Here is a 14,970-nt window from a genome sequence, read left to right on the forward strand (position 1 = left end):
AGCTAATGTATTTAAGTGGCTTTAATTTTATGTGCTTAAAATATTTAATCACCTCACTTTTTATTAAAAATAAATTGAGGTAATTAATTGCTACACATTAAAAAATAGATAGTCAATTATTTTGGTAAATAGTTTTATTTACTAGGAATTGGTTTTATTGTTAAATCTTGTGCATTTGCTTTTACAAAACCGTATTTCGCATAAATATTTTGAGCACCATCTGTTGTTAGATAAGTTAAATAACGTTTAGCATTTTGTTGGTTTTTAGCTGTTTTTAAAATACCAATAGAATAGCCAACTTTATCAGCCATGTTATAAGGTGCTGGAATTTCTACACCCTCGAGAGCACGCCCAAGAGATTTGTTATATTTTACTTCTGTTGTCCAAACAATACCTACGTCTGCTTTGCCATTTTCAATACGGTGTGGAGTTTCACGGTGATGACGTTTTGTGTAATAGGTTTCGCCTTCAACTGCCCAACAACCTTTACACTGTTTATCATTTGTTAGCTCTTGGTACATACCTAAATCTTTTAGCATTTGAGAACCATAGAACTTATAAATTCCTTCTGTTAAAGGGTTAGGAAAAGATTTAACTAAATCTTTTCTTGTTAAGTCTTCCACACCTTTTATATTTTTAGGGTTACCCTTAGCAACCATTAACTCCAATTTATTATGAGCATAGGTCAGGTAAGAGTCCATTAGACCTTTCTCTTTTAACTTTTTTAAATGACCTAGATTTACACTGCCGTAAATATCAGGATTTTGTGCTGTTTTTTGTCCGTTAATTTTACCTTGTTGCAGAATTTGACCTTTTAGGATTTGACCTGGTGGAATCGTTTCTAGGTAAACCGTCTTAACAGATGGATTGTTTTTTTGAAAATCTTTTATTAAATCTTCCATAACCATAAACTGGTTACCCGCCACATAAACAGTTAAATCTGAGTTATACGAATCTGAGATTCTTCCATATTCAATATGACCATCAGCATAAAATGTACGGTAATCATGACCCTGTCCAGCATCTGCCGCTATACTTGATCCAAATAAAAACATACTAGCTGCTGCAACCGATGCAAAACAGACATTCTTTAATTTTGTACTCATAACAATCACTCCAAAGATTAAGTTTTAATTTCAAAACAATTCTTATTCAACGCAGCTTACTGTTCAGTTTAATTAAAGTTTATTGAGCTATCTAATAATAAAACTGCTTATTTGTAAGTGCTGAAATATTGAAATGTTTAATCGTTATCTATTAGTGCTTAAAGCGAATTTGAAAGCAATATATTGATTTACTTGGGTGTACCTAGGGAATTCCCTAGGTAGGGTTAACAATGCCAGATAGAATGGCCTGTTTGACGAGTTGAATAGTTGAAGTTGCTTTTGTTTTTCGTAATAAATTAGCGCGATGTAGCTCAACGGTTTTAGGGCTTATTTTTAAAATACGTGCAATATTTTTATTTGGTTCACCATCCACAACTAATTTTAAGACTTCTTTTTCTCGTGAAGTGAGGTCTAAAAATTGTTTTTGCAAAATTTGAAGTTGATTATGATTCGAATCCTCATTATCAATTCTTATAATTTCATTGCTTGCCCAAAAGGCCAATACATTTAAAATACGAAGATCAAATTCTGCTAATTCTTGACTTTCTAAAAGGTTTATATCCCCTTGTTGTTCTGTTACAAACTCAAATAAGCACCCTGATGTACCTGAAACAAATACAGGCAATGCAATATAAGTTTTCCATTTATTTTGACCATTATGAACAACCACCTTATTTTCTATGATTGCCTGGTTTCCATAATCCATTGAACAAGGGGCTTTATTGACCTCTTTAGACGAACTAAAGATACATAAATTAAATTGGTTATTTTCAAACCTTGATAGAATAGCCGATTCAACCCCCAAATATTTTCGGGTTAAATCTAATATTGACTGTAATTTTTCTTTACCTTCTAGATCAAATCTTGTTGAAATATTGTAAAGTTCATGCAAAAATTCGCAGCCGTTATTAATGGTTTTTTCAGACTGAATACGGAATTCGATATCTTGCTGTAACACTCGGTTTATTTCAATCAGTTCATTAGTACGCTGTTGAATCATTAAAATTTGCTGATCTCGCTGAGATGTCAATTGTTGTTGTTGACCTAATAGTTTTCGATTTTCTTTTAAAATAAAAACTATAAATAAGACACACATTAAAAACAAAAATGAGATTGCCATTATCCAATAAGAATATAGGTGCCAAAACTTATTTAAATCAAACGCCTGTGGTTCAAAAGGTGGAATTTTTAATTCTTTTAAGAGGGTTTTTGCAATTTGGTAATTTAACGGAATTGTCCAGCCAGCAGTATCTGAAGCACGCGCTGGAATCGAGTCTTGTCGCATCTCAAGTAAAGCTATAAGTACTTTTTTAGCAAGCTTAGTATTGGTTTTAGGCACACTTGCTAATGGCCACTCTGGGTACAATTGAGAGCTATGTACAAATGGAAAGCTCGTTGATTTTTTAGGTGCGATAACCTTAAAATCCTCTAAAGAAATTCCATCTTTTAGTGTCATTTTTTCTAAAATACCTGTACGAACAATCCCCACGTCTGTTTTACCTGATAAAACATGTTGCACAATATCCGATTGAGGAAACCCTAACCATTTAATGTTTAGATCTTTTTTAACATCAATACCAAAATCTGAAAATACTTTCTCAGCTAATTGAAACCCACCAAAAGCACCTTCACCCACCGCGGCCAAAGAATGATTTTTAAGCGATTTTATGGTGTCTAAATGAGCATCTTTTCTTGTAAAAATGACTGCTCCGTAATGCTCTAAAGCATGATTAATGTAAGATGTTTTTAAGGTGGCCATTGCCGTTACGTTGTTTTTAGCTTGTAACTGTATATAGTGACCGGGATTGGTTAAAACAAAATCTAACTGCTCTTTATTAATAGCCTGGTTAATCTCTTCAAGGGTTAAAGGAACGATTGTAAACTGACAAGAAGGTATTTTATTTGAGAGATATTTTGCCGTTGGCGTCCATTGTGAAAGCGTTGCAATTTTACCTTTGTATGCCAAAACACCAATAGTAACTTGTTTAACGCCCAATTCATTTCCATAAACAACTGACGATAAAAGCAATAAGCAGAACACCGCAAAAAATTGCAAACTGCATCGAAGTCTATGATGAATTAACTGTTTAAGCTGAGTAAGAGTTTCTATTTTTAGCCTACTTTCTTTTATTTTATTTAAACGAAAATAATTAACCATTTGTATGAAAGGTGTTTATTATCATTTTATTTTAAACTACTCAAAAAATAGAATGGTAAATAAAATAATACCTATGAGGTATTAATAATTTAATAAGTACACCAGTAAGTACACAGTTTAAGTTTTTTAGTTAAAATGCCTTTATTTATCTATTTGTTCGGTGTAGCCACCATATTTTAAAGCCCGTACTTTCATTTAGTTAAGTACGGGCTTTTTTGTTTTTGTAGATAAGTTTAAAAGTTAGCGTATGTTTAATTTTTCTATTTTTTTAAATGTATTTAGAATCTATGTTAAATTTTGAGTGTTTTTTTAACATATTAGTTTTTGTAAGTTGTGAACTCACTCCTGTCTGTTGTCAGTAGTTTTAATAGTTTAGAGTGAACGAAAAGCTTTTCCCTTCCCATTTCAATTTCAACCAATACGCCAATATCACAAAGTTGTTTTAGATAATTTGAGGCCGTTTGGCGTTTGGCAATATTCCTTTCCACGAGGTTGTTGATTCGACAGTAAGGTTGTTCAAAAATTAGGTCAACTAGCTCATAGCTATATACTTTTGGTAGGGATTCTTTAATGTATTCACGAGTATGTTCGGCAAGCTGGGTAATGGCTTGAATTTTATTAGTTGTCCAGTTAGAGGTTTTTTCAACGCCTTTTAAAATAAAGGTAATCCACTCTTCCCAGGCTTGTTCTTTGGTCACTTTTAGAAGTAGTTGATAGTAGTCTTTTTTGTTTTGAATTATGTAACGGCTTAAATACAAAATAGGAAGAGTTAATAGCTCTTCTTGAATAAGATACAAACTATTTACAACACGTCCAGTTCGTCCATTACCATCTGTAAAAGGGTGGATCGCCTCAAACTGGTAGTGTGCTACCGCTAAACGAATCAAAGGGTCTAATTCTGGTTGGTTATGAATAAACTGCTCCCAGTTGCTTAGTAATTCTCTAATCACCTCTTCGCCTTCTGGTGGTGTGTAAATCACCGTTCCTGACTTGTCACTTGCTAATGCTGTTCCGGGGACTTTACGAATTTGCATTTGTTGCCCTTTAATTTGACTACAAATGGCTATACAGGTATTGGTATTGAGTGGTTTTTTTACAAGCTCCTGAAACCCAGTAAAAAGGGCAGTACGATAGCGCAGAGCCTCCTTAGTTGCCGAGTCTGCATTTTGCTCTTCTTGGGCATATTGAAACAGTTTATCGGTAGTGGTAACAATGTTCTCTATTTCAGAAGAGGACTGAGCTTCTAACAAAGGTAGAGTGTTTATCAGGATACTTTGGTTGGGAATAAGCTTTGCAGACTGATTTAACTCAGCGAGAGCGGCACGAGCAGAAATACAGGCTTTTAAAATTGATTTAGTTTCCAGTTCTTGCTCAGGAGGCAATAATGGTAAATCATTGTAAGGTTTGCCTGGATTCCAGTTCATAAGATTCTCTTGAAAAATACAATTTGTCGATAATTTTAACGTTTATCGACATGTTTTAGCGATATGTCGATAGTTTAAACATATTAGAAGGTTATGTCGATTATTTTTAGTTTTATCGACATATTATGGAGTTGTGTCGATTTCATAAACCTATCAATTGATAGGTCTTTCTAGGTTGTAATGTATGTTCTCTAGATGTTTTTGACTTAATTTATTGAGATTACTTTACTTATTCAATCATTCAATAAGAATGGAATTTTTTGTTTTTGGTATGATAGATTTTTAATTAATTAGAGTCTTGGATTATGCGTTGGTTTCAATTTTTAATATTAGGATTTAGCTTGTTATATAGCTACCAGGCCTGGTCATATGCTGAACCTTGTCAGTTAGTTGCTAAGATGGCGGGTAATCATGAGTATAAGCAGAAACCTATGCGTCTTGCCACTATGACTCAGCCTGATGAAATTCCTGCTGAATGGCATTTAAGCTTGATAGAGCAGCATGGTAGTTGGTCTATTTTTCAAACTAACCAGGCCTGGTTTCTTAAAGAGACGTGTGCTCCACTCTCTAAACGCAATGAGGCTAATGGTCATATTGTTGAGTTTATGCCTGTTTTATTGAATTTAAAAACGGATTCTAATGCGGTGATTACGGGAACGTTTATTATTAAGACTTATCACAAACGAGATTTAGATAAGGTTGTTCAGCGCTATGGTTTTAAAGAGCTCAGTCCTCTGCCTAACCCTCAGTCTCTGATTGTGGATGTGAAGCCAACAAGTTCTTATGATTTATTGATTAGAGCATTGGATTTAGATAAAGACGTTGATTTGGCTTTGCCATTATTGAGTGAACCGCGTAAACGTTAGTTTACGTGCTTTGTTTGAATCTGATTTGTTAAATCGTTGAGTTTAATTTTGATTTGTACTTAATAAAAACATGTATCAAGTAAAAAGTTGTATCAAATTAAAAAGGCTTCTCAATTGAGAAGCCTTTTTGATTGAAGTGAGAGGAGGGGTTAGTATTGCACCTTGCTCTCTTTTATCATTTTATAGATATCAACTCGCTTATCGTTACCCAGTGCTTTTAAACCTTGGTTAATAACTTGTTCAAGGTTTCCGGGGTAGAACTCTTCTAGCGTTAAGCCAAGAATAGGTTCGGCAATGAGTTCGCCTTTTGAGTTATAGACGTGAGTGGTTGGAGCAACGATGACTTTTTGAGAGGGTGGAAAGGTTTTCATTTCGATATCCTTGCCAGAAAAGTCTTTCATTTGCCAATGAGCACGATCCATAATGACTTGCCTAAATTCAGCATAATCTTCAATATTGGTGGTTTCTAAAAGAGGATGGATAATATTCTCTTCGAGTTTTTTACAATAGTGACACCAGGTGGCGGTAAAGAATATAACCACCGGTATATTATACTTTTTAGCGGTATTAGCGGTTTTTTGTAAATCAACAGCAAGAGGTAGTATTTCCCCAGCTTTTACATTTGAAAACGATACTAGTAGAGCCATAGAGAGGCTAAAAATGAATTTCTTTGACATTATCTATGCTCCTTAGTCAATTAAATTGTGGTGAAGACTACAAATAGTGACGTCTTTGGGTTCTACAATGGCTGGCAGACTCTTTTACAAACAGTCTGATATTATCTAGACTTTCATAAGACGAACTATATAAACTTTTTTTGTAGTTACTACCGCATGCCCAATGGCCATCGCGAAGTAATGATATGCGTTTACTTGAGCTGTATTTAGGGTTGTCTAAATATAAATAGACGCCGTTACCATGCTGAGCATAAACAAGGTAAGCGGTTTCATTAGAATTGTAGTGCTTTTTGGATTCTTCTAGTCTCAATTCAATCTGTTTAGCTTCACCACGGGCAATTTGGTAGGTATCTTCCATAATATTATAATGGCGTTTGCCGGACTTGTAATCCCCTCCTAGAATGTTGACCATAATCACATTGCCATTTTCTGGGTTGTTGTATAAGGCGTCTAGACGTTTCTTTTCAGCAATATCTCGCTTTAGTTGTAATTCACGCTCTTTAGCGGCAGCTTTCATGCGAATGACTCTTTGTTCTTCATTATATTTTTGCTGCTTTAAGAGTAGGGCTTGACGTTCTTGAGGCGAAATGGATTTCCATTGTTCTTCACTCATGCCTAAAGGATAAGAGCTGGCACAGGCGGTTAATAAGCTAAATAGGGCTAAGATGAATAAAGCTTTTTTCATGAAAATTCCTTTCTGGGGATAAATTTTTTAAGCCTTTACCAGGCCTGGTAGGTTTATCACTATTTCTTAATTAAGAAGAGTCCACCGGTTATTAATAAGCCTAATTGAATCCAATCTTGGTATTGCGATTCAATAGGGAGTAGTAATCCAAACAGTATTAATACAAACCCAATTGCCCTTTGGCGTTGCTGGCGATTTTGTTGTTCAAGTTGAGCTTCAATCTTAGCGATTTGCTGTGACTGAATATTTAGACCTTGATGCGATAATCTATTTAAGGTGCTATGCACCAGGCCTGGTATCTCGGGCGCTTGTTCCATCCAGAAAGGTAGGTTGTTTTTAACTTTTTTGGCCAGTCCTTTTGGTCCAACGCGATCTTGCATCCAATCTTCTAAGAATGGTTTTGCAGTATCCCATAGATCTAATTCATCATCTAGTTGGCGACCTAGACCTTCAATGTTTAGTAAGGTTTTCTGCAGTAAGACAAGTTGCGGTTGTACTTCCATGCCAAAGCGGCGTGCCGTTTGAAATAGGCGCATAAGCACTAAGCCAAAAGAGATATCTTTTAGCGGTCTATCCCAGATAGGTTCACATACTGAACGAATAGCCGATTCTAATTCATTAACACGTGTTTCGCGAGGAACCCATTCAGACTCAATATGGAGTTCCGATACTCTGAGGTAGTCACGGTTAAAGAAGGCTAAAAAGTTTTCAGCAAGATAGCGCTGATCTTCTGGGGTAAGTGTTCCCATTATGCCAAAATCAATTGCGGCATAACGACCGTCAGGCAGAACAAATATGTTCCCTGGATGCATATCTGCATGGAAAAAGTTGTGTTTGAAGACTTGAGTGAAAAAGATGATGACACCTTTAGCACTTAAGTCGGTAAGGTCAATGCCTGCTTCAATCAGTTTTTCGGTTTCGCTAATGCGAATACCGCGAATGCGTTCCATCGTCATCACACTTTCAGAGGTGTGAGACCAATAAACTTCTGGTACATAAAGTAATTCAGAATTATCAAAATTACGCTTTAACTGCCCCGCATTTGCCGCTTCGCGAATCATATCGAGTTCATCTAAAATGGTTTTTTCAAACTCTGCGACCACCTCAACAGGGTGCAAGCGGCGAGCAATTTTAACAGCGGCTTCAAGTAGTTTTGCTAGGCTGAACATAATGGAGACATCTTGTTCAATCACGGGTTTAATGTCTGGACGAACGACTTTAACCACAACTTCCGTTCCTGAATGCATGGTGGCTTCGTGCACTTGAGCAATTGATGCGGATGCCATAGGTACAGGATTAAAACTCGCAAAGGCTTCTTCTACCGTTTGGTTTAAACCTTGTTCAATTAGAGCTAAAGAGTGATTTTCATCAAAAGGTGGGCAGTCATCTTGGAGTTTAGCGAGTTCAAGTGAAATATCGTGCGGTAATAAATCTTTACGTGTTGATAAGGCTTGACCCAGTTTAATAAAAATAGGCCCTAATTCTTCTAAAGATAAGCGTATACGTTCTCCACGTGAAGCGTTAGAGCCACTATTCCAGTTCCACGGAAAAATTTTGTTTACCAAAATTAGCCACGCATATTTAGTGTCGCTCAATACCAACTTATCGATCTGGTAATGGCTTAACACGCGGTTAATTTTGATAATGCGGAGAATTTTTTTAAATATCTTCATATAGATTAGGTTGTCTTATAAATGTGGATTAGCATGATTTTAGTGTTTATTGGCATGCTTAATTAATGGTTTTACTGAGCTTTTCTATGCGTTCCGCAATTTGCTCAACCTTAGTTTGTGTTTGCTCAATGTCTTGTATTAAGTGAGACACTTGATTCTGAGTAGGAAGCGCATTGATTTCAAATTGCAGATATTCTCGAATGGTGTCACTCGCGTACTGTTTGGCGTGTTGTTTTTTTGCTAACAATGAACGCACACCATGACCCACTTTAAAAGCCACTAAGTCGCCGGTGTAATGTGAAAGGTGTTCTTCCCAATCAATCTCTAATTTTTGCATGGCATTGACAAATGTCTGTGCCGTGTTTAGGTCGCCTTTAATAAATTTATGTTCAAAAGGTTCTCCTAAACTAAGAGCGATGAGTTGCCTCATGCCGGTTTTTATGGTGGCGTCAGCTTCACCTTTTAGAAAACCTTGGGTAGAAATTTTGCACTGATTGATAATGCAAAATATAGGCGTTTTTAAGGGAGCAATCCAAAGTTCAATGACTTTGCCATCCAGCGCTTCAAAAACACGCCCTTGCTCTTCATCTAAATGAATAGCCGTATTGATTGCTAATTCAATGGTTTTAGAAAAACTCAAATTTACAAGGCCTGGTTGTTTTGTCATGACATAAATCCAATGTTAAATTGCATGATTTTAATGATATATAAATCCATTAAGTGTTCTGTATTCAGTCTTATTTATTAAGCTTATTTATTAAGTCTTATTCTAGATAGTTTAGAAGTATGTAATGCGCATTTACTTTTTATTTTGTAATTAAACAATCTATTGGTTTTAGGCAGTTTAGAAGTTCTTAAAGTGCGCTAGTTCAAGGAAATGAGAGGGAGTTTACAAGTGTAAACGACCGAACATTGACGAAGAGATAGCGCGCTTTAAGGGCTTTCTAAATGTCTAAAACTTCCAGGCACGGTGGAGCGCTACTATCCCCTCGGACATATTTAAGTACTCTGCCTTATCAAACCCTGCATCTAACATCATTTGCTTTAGGGTTTCTTGGTCAGGGTGCATACGAATGGATTCTGCTAAATACTGGTAACTCGCTTCGTCATCAGCAATGAATTTACCCATCTTAGGTAAGATATTAAATGAGTAAAAGTCATAAAATTTGGCTAGCATGGGTTGCGTGACTTTTGAAAACTCTAAAACTAAGAGCTGTCCGCCTGGTTTTAACACTCGGCAAAGTTCTTCTAATGCTTTGTCTTTATTAGTGACATTTCGCAAGCCAAAGGCAATGGTGGCAACATCAAACGTGTTGTCTGGAAATCCAAGAGCTTCGGCATTGGTGATGGTGTAATCTACATTACCAACAATGCCTTCGTTAATTAAACGATCACGTCCAACACGCACCATGCTTTCATTAATATCGGCTAGAACAACCTTTCCGTCTTTACCCACACGTTTGGCAAAGGCTTTGGTTAAATCGCCAGTCCCACCAGCTAAATCTAAAACTTTATTACCCGGTCTAACGCCACTTAATTCTATGGTTTTACGTTTCCAAACTCGGTGAATTCCCATGGACATGACATCATTCATAATGTCGTAATTGCCTGCTACTGAGTCAAATACGCCTTTGACCTTTTTGACTTTTTCTTCTAGCGGAACTTCCGCAAATCCAAAATCGATGGTTTTTTTATCTTGACTCATAACAGAACCTTTTAAAGTGTTGGTTATTGTAATATTGGCTGTTCTAAATATTGGTTACTTTGGGTTTTTAATGCTGTCTTGCATTTGCGTTAACTCAGGGTGTTGGTGACCAGCCCGCATAACTCTGCGTAAGTAACCAACCCAGTAATCTTCTTGATTTTTGCCTAAATCGTATAGACGTTCCCAGGTATAAAGCCCGGTGTCATGACCATCATCAAAATGGAGTTTTACTGCGTAGTTACCAACAGGAGTAATATTCTCAATATTTACGTCTTGTTTGTCTAATTGTAAAACTTCTTGACCCGGCGCGTGACCGGTTACTTCTGCCGACTGTGAGTAAACACGTAAAAATTCACAACTAAAGGTAAATTCTTCACCGGTGTCAAAAGTGACCTCTAAGGTTTTTGACTTTTGGTGAAGTTTTATATCAGTAGGATGAGGCATTTAGGCAACCTTATAAAATGTACTGTGATAAATCTTGGTCAACAGCCAACTCACCTAAACGTTCATCAACCATTGCGGCATTAACAATAATGTTAGCACCAGGCATGGTAGGTGCTTCAAAGGAGACATCTTCCAGTAAACGTTCTAATACGGTGTGCAAACGACGTGCGCCAATATTTTCTGTGCTTTCGTTAACCTGGTAGGCAATCTCGGCCAAACGTTCAATGCCATCTTCAGTAAAGCTTAACTCTACGCCTTCTGTTTTTAGTAGGGCAATGGCTTGTGTGGTTAATGCTGCTTTTGGCTCTGTTAAAATTCGCACAAAATCTTCTACACGTAAAGACTGCAATTCTACTCTAATGGGTAAGCGACCTTGTAGCTCAGGAATTAAATCGGATGGCTTAGAAAGATGAAAGGCTCCCGAAGCGATAAATAGAATATGGTCGGTTTTTATCATGCCAAATTTAGTAGATACAGTGCTACCTTCAATTAAGGGTAATAGGTCACGCTGTACCCCTTCACGAGAGACTTCTCCACCGCCACTAGCATCTTGGCGTTTGGCCACTTTGTCAATTTCGTCAATAAATACAATCCCGTTTTGTTCAACACTTTCAATGGCTTGTGATTTAATGTCTTCTTCATTAACTAAACGCTGAGCTTCTTCTTCTGTTAGGGCTTTGAGCGCTTTGTTAATAGGCAGTTTACGTTTTTCTTTTTTGTCTTTGCCCATGCCTTCAAACATACCCTGCAATTGCTGGGTCATCTCTTCCATGCCTGGTGCGCCTAAAATTTCAACATGTGCTGGTGTTGCCGCTAAGTCAATTTCAATCTCTTTAGTATCTAAATCGCCTTCACGTAAACGTTTGCGAAACTTTTGACGAGTTTCTGACATATTGTCATAACTCTCTTCTTCACGACCACGAGCAGGGGGCAGTAAAATGTCTAAAATACGTTCTTCTGCGTTATCTTCTGCTTTACGTTGCACATTTTGAATGGCGTTTTCACGCATCATTTTTACAGCGCTTTCTGCTAGGTCACGAATAATGGATTCTACATCGCGTCCAACGTAACCCACTTCAGTAAATTTAGTGGCTTCAATTTTTAAAAAAGGCGCATTTGCTAATTTAGCTAAACGACGAGCAATTTCTGTTTTACCTACCCCGGTAGGACCAATCATTAGAATGTTTTTTGGCGTGACTTCTGTACGAAGATCATCCGCAAGTTGAGCGCGTCTCCAGCGATTACGCAAGGCTATGGCTACGGCTCTTTTAGCTTCAGCCTGACCAACAATGTGAGAATCTAAACTGTTAACGATTTCTTTTGGCGTCATCATCTAAAAAAGGGTCCTTAATTAATTTAATAAATTGTCGACACATTATAAAGGAAAAGTGATGGCTTTGTGCGCGTATGGTTTGCGTATCGACTATATGCGTGATAAATTCGCATTATAGAAAAAACTACCAATTTTAAGGATAACCATGTCAGTGCAAATAGTCGCTACGGAGTTTGCTTCGCAGCCAGTTAAATTCACCAAAATGCAGGGTCTAGGAAATGACTTTATGGTGATTGATGCAATTCATCAATCTGTGCAATTAGAAGCCACAAAAATTCGTGAATGGTCAGATAGAAATTTTGGAATAGGTTTTGATCAACTTTTAGTCGTTGAAAAACCTACCCAGGATAATGTTGATTTTCGTTACCGTATTTTTAATGCGGATGGTTCTGAAGTGCAGCAATGTGGAAATGGTGCTCGTTGTTTTGCGCGTTTTGTTTATGACAAAGGTTTAACCGATAAAACTGAGATAACTGTAGAAACCGCTTCTGGTGTGATCGTGCTTTATATTGAAGCGCAAGGTTTTGTTAGAGTGAATATGGGCTTGCCAAATTTTGAACCGAGTAGCTTACCTTTTTTGGCTGAAACTCAGCAAGAAGAGTATGCAATCAATGTATTGGGAGAAACCTTGTTAATTGGTGCGGTTTCCATGGGAAATCCACATGCGGTATTACCTGTGGATGATGTTAAAACCGCTCCGGTTGAAAAGTTCGGTAAGGCGCTAGAGTCTCACCCCATGTTTCCAGAGAGAGTTAATGTGGGGTTTGCACAAAAAATAGATAAAACCCATATTCGCCTGCGCGTTTATGAACGCGGTGCAGCAGAGACTTTAGCGTGCGGCACAGGTGCTTGTGCGGCAATGGTTGTGCTGCGCCAGTGGCAGCAAGTTGGTGATGAGGTTACGGTGACTTTGCCGGGGGGCGATTTATTGATTCAATGGAACGGTGAAAAAGATTCCCCCGTATGGATGAGTGGCCCAGCGGTTAGCGTTTTTGAAGGAGAAATTTAAATGAGTCATCGCGCGGTTACGGGGCCTTTAAGTGACTCGAAAGTTTCAGCAGAAGAAGTGGTTAATTACTTAAGCCATAACCCTAAATTTTTTCATATATTTCCCAACTTGTTGGATGATTTGAGTATTCCTCACCCTAAAACGGGGGATGCGGTTTCGTTGCTAGAACGTCAGGTTTTTCAGTTGCGTGAACAGCGTGATACGCTAAAGATTGAAGTAGATAATTTGGTGGATGTGGCAACTGAAAATGGTCAATTATTTTATAAGGTACAGCTATTTACTAAGGCGTTAATGGCGACCCAAACAGAACAAGATTTAGTGACTGAAGTTTATGCGCAAATGCAGAACTTGTTTGAGGTTGATCAAGTGGCCATGGTTTCTTGGGATGTTCCTAAAACGAGTTTGCAAGGCATTACCCAGCTTGGAGTAAGTCAATCTTGGTCCGAAGCCTTAAAAACCTCTTTAAACCCCCATAAACCAATCTGTGGTTTGTTAGAAAATGAGTGGCAAAACGGTCTGTTTCATACAGAAGATGCGATGCAGTCAGTGTGCCTTTTACCTATGGGGGTCGAAGCGGTATGGGGCGTATTGGCTTTAGGTAGTAAAACCAATCGTTTTCATCCTGACTTAGGAACGTATTTTTTAAATATTATGGCTGAGCTTATTGGTGCTCGCCTCAATCATTTGTTTGAGAAGTCTTAATAATGACGACGCTTAAAGCGAATTTTAGTCCTTCAAAAAATCATGCTTTAGGCAGTTTTATTCGCCATTTGCAATCTCAAAACAAATCCATTCATACGGTTAAAAACTATCAGCGAGATATTGAAGACTTTTTAGGGTTTTATTTGGCGGATGATTTAGAGGTTAGTGTTGCCCAAAATACAGAAAATCAAACGTTTGATCCAGAAAAACATAAATCTCAGTTAGGTAATGCGATTGTCGGCTTTAAGGATTGGTCGTTAATCGATTCTCAGGGTATTCGCGCCTTTTTAGCCTATCGAGTACAGCATGGAATTAGTGCTCGAACTTTAGCTAGGCAGCTCTCTGCAATTCGTTCTTTTTATGACTATTTGTTAGAAAAAACGTTAGTCCTTAAAAACCCCGCTAAAGGTGTTAAGGCACCCAAACAACCACAGCCTTTGCCAAAAAGTGTCGATGTGGATTGGATGCAACGTTTATTAGACCAGCCGCTAGAAACTTGGCAGGATGTTCGTGATCAAGCGATGTTTGAACTCCTATATTCTGCTGGCTTACGTGTCTCGGAATTGGCTGAACTCGATTTATCACCAGGCCTGGATGAATCTCAGTCTGGTTGGGTTCGTGTTTTAGGTAAGGGGCAAAAAGAACGTTTAGCACCGGTAGGATCTAAATCACTTTTGGCCTTAACGAACTGGCTAGAGATTCGTAATGAATACGCTAACGACGATGAGCAAGCGGTTTTTGTGAATCAGCGTGGTAATCGTTTAAGCGTGCGTTCCATTCAAAATCAATTAGACAAACGCACAACCCTAGCAGGCCTGCCAACTAAGATGTCACCTCACAGATTGCGACACGCCTGTGCCACTCATGTGTTGGAATCTAGTGGCGATTTAAGAGCGGTTCAAGAGATTTTAGGGCACGCAAACCTTTCTACTACTCAAATCTATACTAAGTTAGATCTTCAGCATTTAGCCCAGGTTTACGATAAAGCACATCCTCGTGCAAAAAAATAAACTGAGATTTTTCAGAGTTACCCAATGAAAAAACGATGATTCGCTTTTAGCCTAAAAGCCAGTAAGTATTTAGTCATTTTAATCATGGATGTTCGTAAATGGCCATGGTGCGATGAGAATTCAATACATACTAAAAATTGTTTTTAAAGTTTATTACCTACATTGTTCTTAGGTACAG

14 protein-coding genes are annotated in these 14,970 nt (G+C 37.6%); 4 read left to right on the forward strand and 10 right to left on the reverse strand.

Translation table 11 applies throughout. The features are described 5' to 3' along the window. Positions 1-134 precede the first annotated feature (134 nt). From BS34_RS0101840 to fic, 3 genes are all read right to left on the reverse strand, one after another. Complete coding sequence (locus BS34_RS0101840; RefSeq protein ID WP_051640634.1) at positions 135-1,106, reverse strand: molybdate ABC transporter substrate-binding protein; 972 nt, start codon at positions 1,104-1,106, stop codon at positions 135-137. 214 nt (positions 1,107-1,320) lie between these two features. Then, entirely contained in the window at positions 1,321-3,102 is a 1,782-nt protein-coding gene (locus BS34_RS0101845) for a PhnD/SsuA/transferrin family substrate-binding protein (protein WP_158660958.1), read from the reverse strand. Between the two features lie 479 nt (positions 3,103-3,581). Then, positions 3,582-4,688: a protein adenylyltransferase Fic gene (gene fic / locus BS34_RS0101850; RefSeq protein ID WP_029406854.1), complete on the reverse strand. Its 1,107-nt coding sequence runs from the start codon at positions 4,686-4,688 to the stop codon at positions 3,582-3,584. A gap of 305 nt (positions 4,689-4,993) precedes the next feature. Here fic and BS34_RS0101855 point away from each other — a divergent pair, with 305 nt between their 5' ends. Next, positions 4,994-5,554, forward strand: coding sequence for a hypothetical protein (locus BS34_RS0101855; protein ID WP_029406855.1), 561 nt, complete (start codon positions 4,994-4,996; stop codon positions 5,552-5,554). A 149-nt stretch (positions 5,555-5,703) separates the two neighbouring features. Here BS34_RS0101855 and BS34_RS0101860 read toward each other — a convergent pair whose 3' ends face one another. From BS34_RS0101860 to hslU, 7 genes are all read right to left on the reverse strand, one after another. Further along, positions 5,704-6,231, reverse strand: a complete 528-nt coding sequence (locus BS34_RS0101860; RefSeq protein ID WP_029406856.1) for a thioredoxin domain-containing protein — start codon at positions 6,229-6,231, stop codon at positions 5,704-5,706. Between the two features lie 37 nt (positions 6,232-6,268). Further along, positions 6,269-6,916, reverse strand: coding sequence for a hypothetical protein (locus BS34_RS0101865; RefSeq protein ID WP_029406857.1), 648 nt, complete (start codon positions 6,914-6,916; stop codon positions 6,269-6,271). Positions 6,917-6,975: 59 nt separating this feature from the next. Beyond that, positions 6,976-8,589: a ubiquinone biosynthesis regulatory protein kinase UbiB gene (ubiB, locus tag BS34_RS0101870; protein WP_029406858.1), complete on the reverse strand. Its 1,614-nt coding sequence runs from the start codon at positions 8,587-8,589 to the stop codon at positions 6,976-6,978. A gap of 58 nt (positions 8,590-8,647) precedes the next feature. After that, on the reverse strand, positions 8,648-9,256 hold the full coding sequence (locus BS34_RS0101875) for a ubiquinone biosynthesis accessory factor UbiJ (RefSeq protein WP_029406859.1): 609 nt from the start codon (positions 9,254-9,256) through the stop codon (positions 8,648-8,650). A 285-nt stretch (positions 9,257-9,541) separates the two neighbouring features. Beyond that, positions 9,542-10,294: a bifunctional demethylmenaquinone methyltransferase/2-methoxy-6-polyprenyl-1,4-benzoquinol methylase UbiE gene (ubiE, locus tag BS34_RS0101880; RefSeq protein ID WP_029406860.1), complete on the reverse strand. Its 753-nt coding sequence runs from the start codon at positions 10,292-10,294 to the stop codon at positions 9,542-9,544. Positions 10,295-10,348: 54 nt separating this feature from the next. Continuing rightward, positions 10,349-10,738, reverse strand: a complete 390-nt coding sequence (locus BS34_RS0101885) for a gamma-butyrobetaine hydroxylase family protein (RefSeq protein ID WP_029406861.1) — start codon at positions 10,736-10,738, stop codon at positions 10,349-10,351. A gap of 10 nt (positions 10,739-10,748) precedes the next feature. Then, positions 10,749-12,071 (reverse strand): ATP-dependent protease ATPase subunit HslU, encoded by a 1,323-nt coding sequence (gene hslU / locus BS34_RS0101890; protein ID WP_029406862.1) that lies wholly within the window; start codon positions 12,069-12,071, stop codon positions 10,749-10,751. A 145-nt stretch (positions 12,072-12,216) separates the two neighbouring features. On the opposite strand from hslU, the gene dapF reads away from it, so the two are divergent. From dapF to BS34_RS0101905, 3 genes are read left to right on the forward strand one after another with little or no spacing between them, the layout of a single operon-like run. Then, positions 12,217-13,080: a diaminopimelate epimerase gene (gene dapF / locus BS34_RS0101895; protein ID WP_084151541.1), complete on the forward strand. Its 864-nt coding sequence runs from the start codon at positions 12,217-12,219 to the stop codon at positions 13,078-13,080. Continuing rightward, the gene (locus BS34_RS0101900) at positions 13,081-13,782 is read left to right on the forward strand and encodes a DUF484 family protein (RefSeq protein ID WP_029406864.1); all 702 of its coding nucleotides are present in this window, start codon (positions 13,081-13,083) and stop codon (positions 13,780-13,782) included. Between the two features lie 2 nt (positions 13,783-13,784). Continuing rightward, positions 13,785-14,792, forward strand: a complete 1,008-nt coding sequence (locus tag BS34_RS0101905; RefSeq protein WP_038126406.1) for a tyrosine recombinase XerC — start codon at positions 13,785-13,787, stop codon at positions 14,790-14,792. Positions 14,793-14,970: the final 178 nt, after the last annotated feature.

The sequence above is a fragment of the Thiomicrorhabdus sp. Milos-T2 genome (assembly GCF_000702325.1).
Lineage (GTDB): Bacteria > Pseudomonadota > Gammaproteobacteria > Thiomicrospirales > Thiomicrospiraceae > Thiomicrorhabdus.

What these genes read in the sequence shown, in the direction of transcription:
- BS34_RS0101840 (WP_051640634.1), bottom strand. Translation starts at nt 1,106, where the DNA reads ATGAGTACAAAATTAAAGAATGTCTGTTTTGCATCGGTTGCAGCAGCT.
- fic (WP_029406854.1), bottom strand. Translation starts at nt 4,688, where the DNA reads ATGAACTGGAATCCAGGCAAACCTTACAATGATTTACCATTATTGCCT.
- BS34_RS0101855 (WP_029406855.1), top strand. Translation starts at nt 4,994, where the DNA reads ATGCGTTGGTTTCAATTTTTAATATTAGGATTTAGCTTGTTATATAGC.
- BS34_RS0101860 (WP_029406856.1), bottom strand. Translation starts at nt 6,231, where the DNA reads ATGTCAAAGAAATTCATTTTTAGCCTCTCTATGGCTCTACTAGTATCG.
- BS34_RS0101865 (WP_029406857.1), bottom strand. Translation starts at nt 6,916, where the DNA reads ATGAAAAAAGCTTTATTCATCTTAGCCCTATTTAGCTTATTAACCGCC.
- ubiB (WP_029406858.1), bottom strand. Translation starts at nt 8,589, where the DNA reads ATGAAGATATTTAAAAAAATTCTCCGCATTATCAAAATTAACCGCGTG.
- BS34_RS0101875 (WP_029406859.1), bottom strand. Translation starts at nt 9,256, where the DNA reads ATGACAAAACAACCAGGCCTTGTAAATTTGAGTTTTTCTAAAACCATT.
- ubiE (WP_029406860.1), bottom strand. Translation starts at nt 10,294, where the DNA reads ATGAGTCAAGATAAAAAAACCATCGATTTTGGATTTGCGGAAGTTCCG.
- BS34_RS0101885 (WP_029406861.1), bottom strand. Translation starts at nt 10,738, where the DNA reads ATGCCTCATCCTACTGATATAAAACTTCACCAAAAGTCAAAAACCTTA.
- hslU (WP_029406862.1), bottom strand. Translation starts at nt 12,071, where the DNA reads ATGATGACGCCAAAAGAAATCGTTAACAGTTTAGATTCTCACATTGTT.
- dapF (WP_084151541.1), top strand. Translation starts at nt 12,217, where the DNA reads ATGTCAGTGCAAATAGTCGCTACGGAGTTTGCTTCGCAGCCAGTTAAA.
- BS34_RS0101900 (WP_029406864.1), top strand. Translation starts at nt 13,081, where the DNA reads ATGAGTCATCGCGCGGTTACGGGGCCTTTAAGTGACTCGAAAGTTTCA.
- BS34_RS0101905 (WP_038126406.1), top strand. Translation starts at nt 13,785, where the DNA reads ATGACGACGCTTAAAGCGAATTTTAGTCCTTCAAAAAATCATGCTTTA.